This window comes from Rudanella lutea DSM 19387 (assembly GCF_000383955.1).
GTDB classification, from domain to species: Bacteria; Bacteroidota; Bacteroidia; order Cytophagales; family Spirosomataceae; genus Rudanella; species Rudanella lutea.
Genome location: NZ_KB913013.1, coordinates 2,181,290 through 2,196,845 on the forward strand (window position 1 = coordinate 2,181,290; position 15,556 = coordinate 2,196,845).

The 15,556-nt window shown below is 53.8% G+C and carries 11 protein-coding genes; 6 read left to right on the forward strand and 5 right to left on the reverse strand.

From position 1 onward, the window contains the following. Positions 1–123 precede the first annotated feature (123 nt). From RUDLU_RS0109060 to RUDLU_RS0109080, 4 genes are all read left to right on the forward strand, one after another. Entirely contained in the window at positions 124–609 is a 486-nt protein-coding gene (locus RUDLU_RS0109060; RefSeq protein WP_019988056.1) for a hypothetical protein, read from the forward strand. A 920-nt stretch (positions 610–1,529) separates the two neighbouring features. Then, complete coding sequence (locus tag RUDLU_RS30010) at positions 1,530–2,918, forward strand: OmpA family protein (protein ID WP_169578035.1); 1,389 nt, start codon at positions 1,530–1,532, stop codon at positions 2,916–2,918. Between the two features lie 48 nt (positions 2,919–2,966). Continuing rightward, on the forward strand, positions 2,967–5,720 hold the full coding sequence (locus RUDLU_RS0109070; RefSeq protein ID WP_083940549.1) for a T9SS type A sorting domain-containing protein: 2,754 nt from the start codon (positions 2,967–2,969) through the stop codon (positions 5,718–5,720). Positions 5,721–6,176: 456 nt separating this feature from the next. Next, the gene (locus tag RUDLU_RS0109080; RefSeq protein ID WP_019988060.1) at positions 6,177–6,629 is read left to right on the forward strand and encodes a hypothetical protein; all 453 of its coding nucleotides are present in this window, start codon (positions 6,177–6,179) and stop codon (positions 6,627–6,629) included. A gap of 19 nt (positions 6,630–6,648) precedes the next feature. On the opposite strand, the gene RUDLU_RS0109085 is transcribed toward RUDLU_RS0109080, so the two are convergent. The 3 genes from RUDLU_RS0109085 to RUDLU_RS0109095 form a co-directional block, all read right to left on the reverse strand. Continuing rightward, the gene (locus tag RUDLU_RS0109085) at positions 6,649–6,987 is read right to left on the reverse strand and encodes a XisI protein (protein ID WP_019988061.1); all 339 of its coding nucleotides are present in this window, start codon (positions 6,985–6,987) and stop codon (positions 6,649–6,651) included. Next, the gene (locus tag RUDLU_RS0109090; protein WP_019988062.1) at positions 6,975–7,388 is read right to left on the reverse strand and encodes an element excision factor XisH family protein; all 414 of its coding nucleotides are present in this window, start codon (positions 7,386–7,388) and stop codon (positions 6,975–6,977) included. Before RUDLU_RS0109090 ends, RUDLU_RS0109085 begins: the two co-directional genes overlap by 13 nt. A gap of 89 nt (positions 7,389–7,477) precedes the next feature. Next, the gene (locus RUDLU_RS0109095) at positions 7,478–7,903 is read right to left on the reverse strand and encodes an ABA4-like family protein (RefSeq protein ID WP_019988063.1); all 426 of its coding nucleotides are present in this window, start codon (positions 7,901–7,903) and stop codon (positions 7,478–7,480) included. A gap of 183 nt (positions 7,904–8,086) precedes the next feature. On the opposite strand from RUDLU_RS0109095, the gene RUDLU_RS0109100 reads away from it, so the two are divergent. Together RUDLU_RS0109100 and RUDLU_RS0109105 are read left to right on the forward strand one after the other, a co-directional pair. Then, positions 8,087–9,700, forward strand: coding sequence for a cryptochrome/deoxyribodipyrimidine photo-lyase family protein (locus RUDLU_RS0109100; RefSeq protein ID WP_157580139.1), 1,614 nt, complete (start codon positions 8,087–8,089; stop codon positions 9,698–9,700). 317 nt (positions 9,701–10,017) lie between these two features. Beyond that, complete coding sequence (locus RUDLU_RS0109105; protein ID WP_019988065.1) at positions 10,018–12,699, forward strand: sialate O-acetylesterase; 2,682 nt, start codon at positions 10,018–10,020, stop codon at positions 12,697–12,699. Positions 12,700–12,704: 5 nt separating this feature from the next. Here RUDLU_RS0109105 and RUDLU_RS0109110 read toward each other — a convergent pair whose 3' ends face one another. Continuing rightward, complete coding sequence (locus RUDLU_RS0109110) at positions 12,705–14,189, reverse strand: M28 family peptidase (RefSeq protein WP_157580141.1); 1,485 nt, start codon at positions 14,187–14,189, stop codon at positions 12,705–12,707. A 68-nt stretch (positions 14,190–14,257) separates the two neighbouring features. Continuing rightward, positions 14,258–15,496: a serpin family protein gene (locus RUDLU_RS0109115; protein WP_019988067.1), complete on the reverse strand. Its 1,239-nt coding sequence runs from the start codon at positions 15,494–15,496 to the stop codon at positions 14,258–14,260. Positions 15,497–15,556 lie beyond the last annotated feature (60 nt).

The following is a 15,556-nucleotide window of genomic DNA, read 5'->3' on the forward strand; positions in this document are numbered from 1 at the left end:
ATCTGCCGATTAGAACCTCACTTTGTGTGTGCATGAGAATGAGTAATTGGTGGGAAAATTAACTCACCTTATTGTCCCATCCTGCCAATTTCCATTCCATTCAAGCCAAACCGACCAAAACCAATGAGATCACTTTTCCTCCTTTTCGTTGCGGCATGCTGGACCATAACCTTGCCTGCGTTTGCCCAAACTAATAACGACTGCGATCAATTACGAGCAGAAGTGGACTACCTCCGTAATGCACTTAAGATGCAGAGTAATCCAGTTTTCACTGACGTGGTAATGGGTGTAGAACTTAAAATAGTGTCTGTCGTTGGCAGTAAGCGAACGAAGACCGTACAAGTGAATGCGCTCTTTACCAGCCAACGAACAGATAAAAGTGGGAGTTTCTACTACTACCACTATGTATTGGATCCAGAAGGCAATGAGTACAAAGTTGGTTGCTGCGAACCGATGGCTCTATCTTCGGATATTCCGCGCAGTATGTTTCTGACTTTTGATAATATCAGCCCTGATATTCCAATGTTTAGAATTATGAAACTAAACATTTATGTCGATGGCCAACAGAAAGTCGTAGAATATCGCAATGTCAAAATAGACTGGAAATGAAGTCATTAACAGCATTTTGTTTCATGAAAACTATACTGACGGGTCTGTTGTGGATGGTATTCTGGATTAATTCCACTGCCCAGAACTGTCCCGAGTTAGATGGTCTCAAGAGAAGTCTAAATATGAAAGACCGACCTTTTGAGACGGTCGATGTTTTACAGGGCGTACAAATGCGGTTTTTAAGTTGCGCATTTAACCCGCAATCCCAAACGGTCAGGCTCGACTTCTCATTCACCAGTATCAACTCCAAAGATGGTTTTGGAAATGTAAGTGAGCTTACGGCTATTGACATGGAAGGCAACAGCTATGATTCCGAACAGTTCAATGTTGTCAACAGAGGTCTCAACGCCCTACCCTTATCCAAGGGCGTTGAACAAAAAGCCTACGTCGAACTGAGCAAGGTCCCCCGTAGAGTACGGTATTTTAAACTGGTCAAGTTCAATTTTGTGGTTGAGACTTACGTGTATACCGTGCAATACAAGGATGTACGTATTAGCTATCCAGATGACCCGAAACCAACGCTGACTCAAGCTAAGCAGGAAACCTTAAATTCCAACTCTCCTCAGCCCACTCAACCCAATTATAAAGCCCTGCTTGACGAGGGATCAAAAAAATTTCAGGAGCGTGCTTACGCTGAAGCTCTTACAAAGTTTGAAAAAGCATTGTCCCTCAAAAACGGTCGGGATACGCTTTCTGCTCTCTATGCAGGAATCAGTGCTCAATCGGCCAATAACCCAGAAAAAGCGGAAGCCCACTTCACCACTTACATTAACTCGGGTGGCAGAGACGTGTCCATTTTTTACGCATTAGCTACTATCTACACACAGCAGCGAAATACGGATAAAGCCCTGGGGGTTCTGAAAAAAGGTCTTTTGGTCCACCCTTCGAATGTTGATTTATCAAGTTTGATAGTCAATACATTGATAGCTGACAACCGTATAAATGATGTAATCGATCACCTGAACACATTCATTGCACAAAACCCCTATAGCACTCAGGCTTATGTCAACCTGGGGATTTTTTTAGACGGTAAAGGCGACAAAGCTGGTGCAGTAAGCAATTACGAAAAAGCAATCGGTATTGACCCAAATCAGTATGATGCGCTGTATAATCTGGGTGTCTATTATTACAATGAGGGGGCTAATCGAATGCAGGCCGGGCAAACGCTAAGTTCACAACGGCGAAATTTTGAGAAGGCCGCAGCCTATTTCGAGCGCGCTCACAGGGTTCAAACGTATCAGTGTGAATTGGTCAATAACCTGAACAAAACGTACGAACTACTGGGGACTTCAAAACGGGTTGAGTGTTATGGGAGCCCTTCTCAACAGGCCAAACCCCAACCTCAGAATACAGCCAGCTCCCAGAACTTTATTGGCCAATGGCAGGGCGAAATGAGAGGGGCCATGTACTATAATTTCAACCTGTTTATCACGGCTTTCGATGGTAATCAGTTTACAGGCTACTACACCGATGAGGAGGGGCGAATCGTAAAAAGAGACGTGAGGGGAACGGTAAATGGCACTAAAATCCAGGTGCAGTTGGATGCCATACCCGTAGAGGGAACGATATCGGGCGATGTAATAAAAGGGACTGGCACATTGGCTACCCCTGCCGACATTCAGGTGGTCTTGAAGAAGAAAGCAGGGCAGACAGACAGCAAAAAGGCTGATCAAAAGCCGTCGGCCTTCGAGTACCGGGGTGTTCTGACAGATAAGAAAACCAGATCCGTACCTCAGCATGTGGTAGTCTTTTACGAAGATCTCAGCACCGGCGAAATGCTCGGTCAGGCCGACGTAAATGGGCGTACGGGCGAATTTGTGCTGTATTTACCCTACGGCAAACGCTACGGCATTTCGGCCAAAGGCGAGGGCTTTATCGCGGCTTCGACCAACATTGACCTCACGAACATCAACACAGCCCCCAAAAGCATCCCAGGCGAATTGGCCATTACCACCATTGAAGCAGGAAATGCCATTACGCTGAACAACATCTTCTTTGAAACCGGCAAAGCTGCCCTGTTGCCCGAATCGTTTCTGGAGTTGAACCGGATAGCCGATTTTCTGAAGGCAAACGGGAGTATCGTGACCGAAATAGCTGGGCATACCGACAACGTCGGGGGAGATGCAGCTAACCAAATACTCTCGCAGGACCGGGCCAACGCCGTACGCTACTACCTGCAATCGAGGGGCATACAGGCATCCAGACTGATTGGCAAAGGCTATGGCAAAAACAAACCGGTAGCTCCCAACACCACCGAAGCGGGTCGGCAGCAAAACCGCCGGGTCGAGTTTGTAATTCTGCGGAAGTAGAAGAAGCAGATTCCGGCTAATCGGACAGCTAACCTTTTTGAGAAAGCTATGACACACCCCTACAGACTATCAATACTGGAGTATCAACCAGGCAGACGGTATCTCTTATTGGGCTTCCTGATGCTAATTGGTTTGGGGCAGGCCCTGGCGCAAAAGCCGCGTCTGTTGAAAGATATTTATCCGGGATTCTTTCAGATGGGCCCATTTGCCAAACCGAATAGCTCCAGCCCCGAACGGTTCATTGAGGTGAATAACAGGATTGTTTTTACGGCTAAGGAGATTGTTGTGGTCAATGGCGAAACAAGAGGGAGAGACGCCTTGTGGGTGACCGATGGCACCGAAAATGGTACGCAGCAAATCATGTTCTGGCCAGAGGGCCAATGGGAGGTTGAACTGGTCAATAAAGCGGTGATTAACGGCCTGCTGTATTTCTACTTATATGCCATTGACGCAAATAGAAATGTTACTCGGGCGCAACTATGGCGTTCGGATGTGACAAAAAATGGCACGTTTCAGCTCAGAATGTTTGAATTTACAACCTGGACTACTTCCACACTCAGCAATTTCCAGGCCTTCAATAATCAAAACTATTTTGTAGTGCAGGATGAGCTTTGGCGAACCAACGGCACTTTGGCCGGTACTGTGAGGGTTATTTCGGCAACGGATCTTCGCGGTGGTTTCAGCAATCTGACGGCCACAGACAATACGCTGTATTTTATCAACGATAGACGACTCTACAGATCGGATGGGACAAGAAATGGCACTACACCGTTAAATGTGCCCAATCTGTTTACCCAAAACTCCAGTGTGGTGCATATGCGGGCTGCGGGTAATAGTGTGTATTTGATCGTCAAGGAATTATTACCCAACAGGGAAGTTCATAGTCTCTGGCGTTCGGATGGAACGGTAGCGAGCACCCGGCAACTGACGGTGCTGGATGACTCGCCGGCCCCTCAGGGGTATAAAACGGTTATATGGGAAGTACTCCCCATAGAGAAAAAACTTTACTACATTTTTCAGCGAGACAGCAACTTACAGCAAGAGCTTTGGGTCAGCGATGAAACCAGTCAGGGTACATTGAAAATAAGCGATTTACATAAACGTAATGTGCCATTCCGAAATGATGTCCTGGTCAATCTTAATAATAAAGTTTGCTTTACGAAGGCAATCGATACCAACAGATTTGAATTTTGGGTTAGCGACGGTACAGTGCGGGGCACGGTGCGCCTGCCGATAGATGGGGGGGGATTTTCTCCGCAAGACTATGAATACTACAGGCTAAACCCCAAGCAAGTCAGGATGTATATTCCGCAGCGTAGCCCGTCGAGCCCAGCCAACAATAGCACGAGTATCTACGAAACAGACGGTACAGAAGCTGGTACCCGGCTACTATTTGATGTTGCCCAATACACAGCAACAACCCTGGATATAGAAAGTTTCACACGGCCCATCCGATTAGGCAACAGGCTGGTTTTTGCCGCCGAAGAATACGAAGGCAGCATCAATGCAGGCACGTATAGCTCACGAACAGGGGAAGAGCTATACGCCCTCGATATTTCCTGTACCCCCCCTGCCCGCCCGGTCATTTTGGGCGGTACCTTACCCTGTAATGGAACCGTAGAGCGATACCGCGTAAACACACCCCGGGCGGGGGAAATTCGTAGGTGGTCGGTACAGGGTGGCCGAATCGTTGCCAACAATGATTCGACCATAACGGTAGAATGGCTTGAAAGCGGCCAACGCACCGTTTCTGTCTCGGCCTCAAACGACTGTACGTCCAGTACGGCAACATTGGGGGTTTTTGTGAAACCGAGCGTACCGCCCTCTTCGGTTGTTATCACTGCCGGAGGGTCACTGACGCTGCAATCTGGCACTACCGTTACCCTGAGCGTGCCGAATGTCAGTGGGCAGCTCTACCAATGGTTTCGCAATGGTATCAGTATCACCGGAGCAACCAGTCACCAATATGTTGCCAATACGGCGGGTGACTATACGATTGCGGTGAATCGGGAGGGTTGTCTGATTACGTCGCCCCCTGTGCGTGTCAGCGTGGCCCTACAAGTCATAATTAGCGGGTCGGCTGTAGTCTGTAGCGGACAGAGCACAACGCTCGTGGCAAATACCACCAATGGAACAGCCCCCTTTACCTACCAGTGGCGGCTGAACGGAACTCTCCAGCCGGGTAGCGCAAACCAATTGGTTGCCAACGCCCCCGGCACTTATGCTGTAACGATTACGGACAGCCAGAGCCTGACGGCTGTTTCGCCCGCGTTCACATTGGTCCAAATACCCACGCCTAATGCGACTATCACAGCAAGTGGGGCAATTTCGCTGCTTACCGGCACAGCTACGGTATTGAGCGTACCAGCCGTAGCAGGCCAGGTATATCTCTGGACGCGCGACGGGCAAACTATAGCCGGGGCCAACAACAGCAGTCTCACCGTCACGCAGGCAGGTACGTATGCGGTGGTCGTCGCACGCGCCGGTTGCCAGGCTATCTCAGTGCCTACCGTCGTGAGCATTATCCTGGCCACCGAACCCACATTGCCCGGTTTTGCGCTGGAAGTTTCGCCTAACCCAGCCACTGCGCTGCTCCGCGTCCGGCTGGTACTTGACACCCCGGCTACGGCCACGTTTCGGTTGTTCGACGGAGCCGGGCGGCAACTACAGGCACAGGCATTTGGCGTAAGGCAACGCAAACACGAGCATACATTTGATGTAAGTGACTTGCCCGGTGGTGTCTTTTTCCTACGCGCCGAAGCGGGAGATAAACAACTCACTCGAAAACTCATCAAAGAATAGTGGTATCCAACATGAACACCCTGACCTGCCCAAACTGCGGATATGAAACCAGGTGGAGATTACGCGTCTGCAAAGGATGCAACGCTGACATTGTGTAGACGATACGCCCGACGAAAAAACATGAAGCGAGTGGTCGGTATATTACTCGGTGTTATCGGTGGGTTCAGCCTTGAGCACTATGCCTTCCGTATCAACTGGCAGGGATCTGGGTTTCTGCCCCTTCTGATTATCAATGCAGGAGCGGGGCTACTGTTGATAAAATGGTTATGGAAACCAGAACATACACCAAGGTTCATCCGCCGATTCAAGAGATATTATTGATGTCAGATCAGGATTACCAGGGAGATAATAAGTAGTCGATTGGAAGTGTAGTAACAAGCCATCTGCCCCGTAATACGGCAGATGGCTTGTTTATGTAGTAAGTTTGCCATCATTTGACGAACTAACGTATTAAAAATGCCCAAACGCTCCGACTTTCTGACCCTGCTGTGCATCCTGACGTTTATGAGCTGCGGAATCGGTCTTATCGATAGTGCTACGTCGTACACCCGAACGGCCGATGTGGCTCGCACGCAGCGCATCGAACGCCCGCGCGTAGTCGACCCCAATAAGCCCCCCGAGTATTTCGAAGATCGCTCCAACAGCGACGACCCCATCCCCGGCGACCCTGAGGAAATCCGGCCGTTGGCAGCTTCGAGCTTTGTCTACAACCTCATCACGCTGATAGGTGCCGTCCTGATGTTTTTCGGGCGCCGGCTGGGATTTTTCGTGTACGTAGCCGGTGTTCTGGTAGGTATTATTGCCCCCATCGCGCTACTCGGTTTCAGCGCATTGCATACTTCCTTCGGGGTATTTTTCAGCCTCATTTTTGTCGGCCTGTATGCGTATAGCTGGAAGGAATTGCGATGAAGGTAGGCCTAAAATGTTTTTAGGCGACTGCATACCCCGAATACTCTCGAAGTTGTGGCGAATGAAACGCCAGAACAAGATCGGTTGATAGAACGCCCCGGTTGAGAAGCTCCTGACCGATTTCTAAATCAGTGCCATCGTAGCGGAGCCAGACTTTGGCATCAGGCTTTACTTCCAGATGCACCAAAGGACCGTATATTCGTTCAATACCCTCCCAACCGTCGGTAAGAACCAGGTATTGCCCATGCTGATTATCTACTGAGAGCAGTGCTTCCAGGTTTTCGGCCGAATTAAGTTTGGCCGCAGTCTCAGTCACAACCTGCTGGGCAATTTGCCGATATTGAGTCAATTTATCCATTGCACAAGTTGTTTGTTTTTCGGGTCGAAGATGATATATCTGAGCGACAATTCGTTCAGAAATTCGGCGAGTATATCATCATTCATTAAGGTTTCGTAGCTCTCTTGGGGCATTGCCAGATATAACACCCGATATGGCATTTTTCGTTTGAGCGCCAAGATGTTGAGTTGGTATTGCCCAAGTGCTTTGTAAAAATCAGTCAACGGCGAAAGTCCAACAAAACTCTTGACCTCAATGGCTATTTTCTGATTGTCCCGTTCGGCTGCCATAATTCGCTCGGCTCCCAGGTCAATGAAAAGGTTTCGTTTAGAGAGTTTAAGAGTAAGCGGATCATGCGTAATAGTCCAGCCATCCTGTTGCAGGACTGTTTTAACAATATCGTGAAAAATGTCTTTTGCCATACATTAAAGGTCCCTTACCGAAACGTATTGTTGTTCAAAGATACCTAACTCCCTTGGGCACACCTCGTTTGGGGTATTTTTCTATATGTTTACTTCCGGGATGCCATCAGCCGCACAATTCCATACAACAGCAAACCCGTGGGGCCGAGCATAAAACAGAACAGCAAACAGGGCACCAGCAAACCGTGGTGAATCTGGCGCTGCTGCCCGTCGCGGAGCACCCAGCTACCGGCCACCAGATCGAAAGCGAGGTAATGAATCCAACCCGCCAGCGCCGGACCTTTGTCGCCCGAGCCCAACAGCGACATTACCCCCTGCAACGTGCTGAAGGCCATAAAGTCCAGCGGCTTTGAGCCAGTAAAGAGGTAGGCCAGGTACATCACGGCCAGCACCATCGGAATGATGAGCGTGCCGACAAGCCATTGAGTCACCCGCCAACGCGGGGCTATGATCATCAGCAACCATTGCGGAAATACCAGCGCATTGGCCAGCGTGAAAGCGGTTTCGGGAGTCATATTCGGATGTTGGTTTCGTGAATGCCTGAATCCGAATGTACGAGATTAGGCGGACTTCATTCCAACGTGGCACGCTGGTGGTATAAAGGCAACGGCATTCAGGCCCCAGCCTGCCCAAAACAAAAAGGGTCAACAAGCAATTGATTGGACGGCTAGCCGAGCTATTTGGCCCGACCCAACCCTGTGGAGACTCGCCCGACGATAAACATTCTGTGGTTCAAACGTGACCTGCGCCTGCGCGACCACGCCCCGTTGCAAGCCGCTATCGACGCCTGTGCGGCCGGTGTCCCGCTGTTGTTGCTCTATTGTTTTGAGCCCTCGGTCGTGGCCGACCCCAACTACGACCTGCGGCATTGGCGCTTTGTGAACGAGTGCCTCACCGACCTCAACCGCCAACTCGCCGATGTGCAACGGGCTTCTCCGGCAACCTCGGCCAGCCACCCGCCAAAGCCCGTAGAATGGCTACCGTTTGTGTTTGATGAGGAAGAACTGCCCCCGCCAGCACCAACCGAAGGCCCGGCACCCGGCCCGCAACAGATCTGGGTGTTTCACCGCGAAGTACTGGACGTGCTCACCGAGTTAAGCACCCAATACACCATTCAGAACCTGTTTTCGCACGAGGAAACCGGCCTGCGCATCACCTTCGAGCGCGATAAGGCCGTGGCCCGCTTTTGCCGGGAGCAGGGCATCAATTGGCGGGAGTTTCAGAGTAACGGCGTAATTCGGCGACTCACCAACCGTACCGATTGGACGGCCCGCTGGCATCAGACCGTACGGGCTCCGCAACAACACCCCGACTTACCCAACTGGCTGCCCGCCCAGCTCGATCCCGATTGGTACACGCACCGGAAAGGAACTCCCCTACCCGATGCTTGGCAACAGCCCGATGCTCGTTTTCAGCCGGGCGGAGAATACAACGCCCATCGGTACCTCTATTCGTTCCTCACCGACCGAATAGCCCTCTACGCGCAGAGTATCTCAAAACCGCTCGAAAGTCGGCGGGGATGCAGCCGCGTGTCGCCGTATCTGGCGTGGGGGTGCCTGAGCATTCGGCAGGTATTTGGGGCGCAACAGGCCGCCAGACGGACCAACGGGCACAAACGGCAGTTGGCCGCCTTTGCGTCGCGGTTGCGGTGGCATTGTCACTTTATCCAGAAGTTTGAAAGCGAAGACCGGATTGAGTTTGAGAATGTAAATCGGGCGTTCGATGGCCTCACCAAAAACGCTGATTCTGAGCAATACCAGGCCTGGGCCGAAGGGCGCACCGGATACCCGTTGGTAGACGCCTGTATGCGCTGCCTTCACCAAACCGGATATATTAACTTTCGGATGCGGGCCATGCTCACGTCGTTTCTGACCCACCACCTGTTCCAGCACTGGAAAGAGGGAGCCCTGCATCTGGCGCGGCTTTACACCGATTTTGAGCCCGGCATTCACTACGCGCAGGTTCAGATGCAGGCTGGCATGACCGGCACCAATACGGTGCGGGTGTACAACCCCGTGAAGCAATCGCAGGACCATGACCCCGACGGGGTGTTTATCCGGCAGTGGGTGCCCGAGCTCGCCCATTGCCCCAACGCCTACATCCATCAGCCCTGGACCATGCCCCCGCTCGAGCAGGCCCTTTACCGATTTAGGGTCGGAGTTGACTACCCGGCCCCCATTGTCGACATTGCCGTTACCGGGCGCGCGGCCCAGACCGAGCTGCACCGGCCTCGCAAAACGGCCATTGGTCAGGCCGAAAAACAGCGTATCCTGACTCGGCACGCCATTCCGAAAGAATCGCCCAGCCGATAAAACAGACAAATAACCCCAATTATTTACTCAGGTTCTTCGCACACAATTACACCGAAAAACACACCCAAACCTTACTTAAACACAAGCTCAAATACAGCAAGTACAATATTTCATACAAGGCGGCCAGAGACGCGGTAAAAGCTCAGTTATAAACCGATTAATCCGCCCAAATACATATGAAGATTTAGAAATAAATAGACACCTTTACGAATAATAAAAACATAGTACGTTTGCTTTCATCGGCGTCTAATTGCCAGTAATTAGATGCTGATAGTACACCCGGCGTCCGGGCACTACCCACCATTATCCGTTATTATATGCCGATATTTTACCGGTTTCTGTTTCTTCTATTCAGTACGCTTACCGTTCAGGCACAGTCCATGATTCTGACCACCCCACAGGCCCGGATTGTTTACCAACGCGACCTGAACAATGAAGCCCGCGTACCCGTAACGGGCCTCGCCCCCACCGGCACCACCCGCCTTGAGGCCCGCCTGTTGCCGTTGTCGGAGGGGATGGGCACGCCGACCAACTGGCAATCGCTCTCGCTCATTACCGGTACAACCGCGTTTCGGGGGCATGTGCGGGCAACGGGGGGCTGGTATCAACTTCAGGTACGCGCCAAAGCCGGGTTTACCGTACTCGCCCAAACTACCCTCAACCGGGTGGGTGTGGGCGAGGTGTTTGTGGTGGCGGGGCAATCCAACGCACTCGGTGTGTTCGAAGAATCAGTCGATGCCACCGACGACCGGGTGTCCTGCATCGACTCCCGGCAAGACGACCCCTCCGAGCAATGCCTGTTGCTACCGTTCAGCCGGGCCGGGGCCAAAACCAATATCGGGCCCGCCAACCCACCGTATATCTGGACCATTCTGGGCGATAGCCTGACCCGACGGCTCAATGTACCGGTCTTGTTTCTGGGCGCGGCTCAGGGGGGCACTTCCAGTACCGAATGGGCCCAGACCGCGAGTGGCATCGGCCCGGCATACTTGTCGCCCTACCGCCGGTTGGGGGTGGCGCTGCGGCACTACGCGGCCCGGACGGGCCTGCGGGCTGTTCTCTGGCATCAGGGCGAGAGCGATAATTTGGGTGGCACTTCGGTACAAACGTACATGAACAACCTGCTCACAGTGATTCAGAAAACCCGGCAGCAAACCGGCTTTGCGCAACTACCCTGGCTCATATCGCGTACCAGCTACATCAGCGGCACCACCAGCAATGCCATTATTCAGGCGCAGAATGGGCTGATTGCCAACACCCCAAACGTGTGGCCCGGCCCCGAAACCGACCTGTACACGAGTGATTCGCTTCGGCTCGATGGCCTGCATTTTGGAGGAAACAAGGGGCTAAGCCTGCTGGCTACCCTTTGGAATGAGCGGCTCTCCAACCCGTTTTTCGCTTCGGCAACTCCTTTTATTCCCGACTCGGTGGCCCTGCTCACCACAGGCTATATTCTGCCGCTCACCCGCCGTACGGGCGATACCCTCTCGGTCCCGTTCCTGCAAACGGCCCCCTTGCTGCCCGGTAACCAGTTTCGGCTCCAACTCGCCCGCGCGACCGATGAGCTGATCGTGGCCCAGTCGGAGCCGGTCACCGATCAAGATCCAATCCGGTGGATCATCCCCAACCGCTTAGGGCCGGGTACGTACCGGGTGCGGGTGCAAACCACCTCACCTATGCTGAATAGCCCCTGGAGCGAACCCTTCCAGATTGACCCAGCGGCTGCACCGACCCCTAATCCAGTTGCGTCGGCCCCATTCGTAACGGGTGGTCAGGCCGATCCTGCCATCGAGCGGATTGGGTATCGATACGACGCGCCAACCCACGGCTTTGAAGCGCTCATCTGGGCATCGGTGCCGGTTGAGATACAGATGCAACGACTCGATGGCGGCCCGTTTACCAATACGAACTGGGCAGTTGCCACGCCAACGAGTAACTTCCCCAGTTTTAATCAGTTCCGAAACTACCCGCCGGTAGCCTTAGGTGTGGGAGGTATTGAATGGGGGCGCTACCGGCTGTCGGTACGGCGGCAGGGCGACACAGGCGCGGGGGTATGGGTCGAAGGAACGTTTCTGGACAAACGGCATACGGTGTACATCGCCAACGAAGCAGCTCCAACGCCCAAATCACTACCCGACCGGGCCGATCTGGCTTTGCAAATGCATGTCGATAAGCGAGTTGCGCCCGTGGGTGGGCAACTCACCTACACCATTCAGGTTACCAACAACGGCCCTGACGATGCCACCCGCATTGGCCTGACCAACCGACTGCCCGACGCCCTGCAATTCGGCACCGGAACGGGATTGAGCGCAGCCAGTGGTGTCATTTCGACTACGTTGGCTGGGCTCGAACCGGGAGCTACCCAATCGCTCACGTTCAGCGCGGTTATTACGGCACCGGGCGTGTTCGACAACCGCGCCGAAATCACGGCCCTCGACCAAACCGACCCGAACAGTTTGCCCGGTTCGGGTACCGACGATGGTGAGAACGACATGGCCGGTACCGATGCCCGTACGCCCGACGGGGCGCTTACCCGCCGGGTTTCGCCCAATCCCAACGGGCGCGTGCTGCCAACGGTTGTTCCCAACCAGCCCCTCCCCGACTCTACCCGCACCGACCTCAGCCTCGCCACCGACCTGAGCCGTCGCGTTGCCCAACCCGGCGACACGCTTCAGCTACGGATTCGCGTAACCAACGCGGGTGGGCTATCGGCTTCGGCCGTTTCGGTGCAAACTACCCTTCCGGCAGGCTGGCAACTGCTGCCAACCACCGGAGCGAATCAATCGGGCGGGGTAGTGACGGTACCGCTAGGCCTGCTTGACCCCGGCCAAACCATCACACAGGTGCTTACCCTCCGTGCTGGAGCGGACAGAGGGCCATTTCAACTCAAAAGCGAGATAAGCGCGGCCACCGGCACCGACCTCGACTCTACGCCCGGCAATGGCAACCTGAACCGGGGCGAAGACGACGAGGCCGTAGTGGATGGGCGTATTCGGTAAGGTGTTTACCGTTCAAGCTTGAAATTCGGGTCGACGGCCGGGCGTTTAGGATTATTGGCTATGGCCCAGCCCGTTCGGTACATCCAGCGGGTTACGTTGGTCAGCTTCCGAATGTCGATCCGGTCGGGTTCGTCGTTGGCCGTGTGGTAATCCGGGTGCAGCAGGGTGGTGAAACAGATAGCCGGAATCCCCGCCCGCGCATACGGCAGGTGGTCGCTGCGGAAGTACCAGCCTTCGGGGTGATCGGGCCGATCCCAGAGCGTGTCGAGCTTAAAATTGGCCGTAGCGCGGTTGGCCGCCAGGGCAATATTGACCAGATCGGGCGAGTTGCGGTGGGGTACCTGCGAACCCAGCAGAGCGGCACTGTCGGGGGCATTCCGACCGATCATTTCCCCATTCAGGCAAGCCACAATACTGTTTTTAGGCACCGTTGGGTTATCCACAAAATACCGCGAGCCCAGCAGACCCCGCTCCTCGGCCCCGTGAAACACAATCAGCGCCGATCGCTTGCCGGGTTTCTTCACAAACGCCCGGCCAATAGCCATGGCAGCCGCGCAGCCCGTCGCGTTGTCGTCGGCCCCGTTGTATATGGAGTCGCCCTCGATAAACGGACGCCGGAGCCCATCGTGATCCTGATGCGTACTGAACAGCACGTACTCGTTTTTTAGCACCGGATCGGTGCCCGGTATTTTGGCCACAATATTGACCGACGGATAACTGAAACTTTCGACGTTGACGATGTTGGTAAACTGCGCGTCGGGTTGCTGCACCCAGGGCAGGGCTTTGGCCGGTAGCCAGATGGTGGGCGCCTGACTGAACACACGGGTATTGGGGCCACCGGGCAGGTCGTACCGACCGGCATCGTAAGCACCGCTCCACCGCTCAAAAATGGCCTGAGCGGGCGCATCCGACACAAACAAAACGGCCACTGCCCCGGCCTTGACCAGAGCCGCCGACCGCTGCTGCATGCTCGAAAACAGGAACCGACGGTAGCTCATATCGCCGGGCGGGTTGCCCGAAAACAGAATCGCGACGGCCTTGCCTTTCACGTCGACCTTCGCCAGTTCGTCGGGCGTACCCGTACCTACATATACCAGCGGAGCCACCACCGATGCAATGGCCGGTGCCAGCGCAATGGCGTCTTCGCCGTATTCGAGGGTACGGTTGCCAATGCTCAGGCGGCTGGTTTCGGAAATACGGGTGCGTTGAAGATGAAAAAACTGAAAGTACGTACCGTCGTCGCCTGCCGGTTGCAGGCCCATAGCCCGGAGCTGCTCGGCAATCCACATAGACGCCCGCAGTTCGTCGAGGGTACCGGCCCGGCGACCCCGGAAATGATCGCCCGAAAGTGCAAACAGGTCGCGTTTGATTTCGGCTTCTTTAATTGAGCCCACATTGTCGGGGCTATTGGGCAGAGGCTGGGCCGTACCGGTGAGCGTACAGCCCAGCCACAAAGCCACCAGAAAGTTAGAAATACGTTGTGCTATCATCCGTTGAACAACCGCGCGTATCCGGCTCATCAGCCCGGCGGTTGGTTCGCCTAAATTAGCACCGAGCCTTATCCGTTGGTCTGCGGATCGGCGATTTTCCCCGTAAATAACACCGTACCCGACGTTTTTTCGTGGATAACAAACACAAACGGACGGTCGCAGAGATACGAGGCTGGCATCGACGTGACCACGATTCCGATGGAGGTAACGGCGGCAGCTTCGGTACCTTTTTCATCGACGGCGATAAAGGTGTTCTGCTTCACAAAATCGGTTTTGAGGCCGCCCTCGCGCCGGATACCGCTAAGGTCAGCTGCGTTGGTGAACACGGTTGGCATACCCATTTTGGCCAGAATGTTGTTCAGCTGAATTTCGTAGTTCAGCGTAAACCGGGGCAACCCAATGTCGATAGTGCCCTCGGTCATGTCTTTCTGGAGGGCGGTCCACTCGGCACCGTTCAGGCTATTGATGAGGGCCTCGGCCGACGAGTTTTCGGCAGGCAGCAGCACCGTCATGACAAAGTTACCGTTGGCGTAAGGCAGTTCAAACGCCGTGTAAGCAGGCCGAAACACCCGACGCAGGCCGGTGTTGAGCCGCATCATTTTCACATTTTTGCTCCTCCCCGATGCCAGCCGGAAAGGCATATCCCCGGTTTGTTCGGTTTTGAACTCGGTTTTCCAGTCCCCCTTGAAGTACAGAGCGTTGAGCAAAAACATTACGTGGTCGGGTTTTACCTCGTCGATCACCTTCTGGATTTTACCGGCCGTTTGGTCGCTTACCCAGGTGTTGATGCGGTCTTTGGCTGTGGGGCTGGCAAAATCGAGGGCCGTTACTTCGGCCTTGAAGCTTTTCCGCAACACGTCCCCAAATGACGTTTCGACGGTAACCCCCTGCCGGTACCAGACCGAGTTGGCCAGGGTCAGTTTCACCTTCGGGTCTACACCGGGCAGGTTTTCGAGCAGGTTAGTGTACGTCTGATTCGCTTCGGACAGCGTTTGTGCGTCGAGTTTGAGCGTTTTCTGAATTTCGGTCGCGGTTTGGCCCTTGGCTCCGTTGAGCAACATTCCCAGCGCCATGTGCAGGCTCAGGGGCGACACAAACGAGTTGGCCTCTTTGCCATCCTGCACACTAACCTGTTTGAGCAGATCGAAAGCGAAGTCGGTGGTTTGGGCGGCAAATGGAGCCGACACCCGCAATGAACCGGCCGTACTACCGGGATCAGGCGTTTGGGGCGACGAGGTGCAGCCCACCGCCAAAGCAAGCGTAGTAGCCGCGGTGAGCAGGTATGTGCTTATACGTTCTGTTTTCATTGTTTTGCTGTTTAGATAAACCGGGAATCGTAGACCACCAACCGAACCATTTCACCTTAG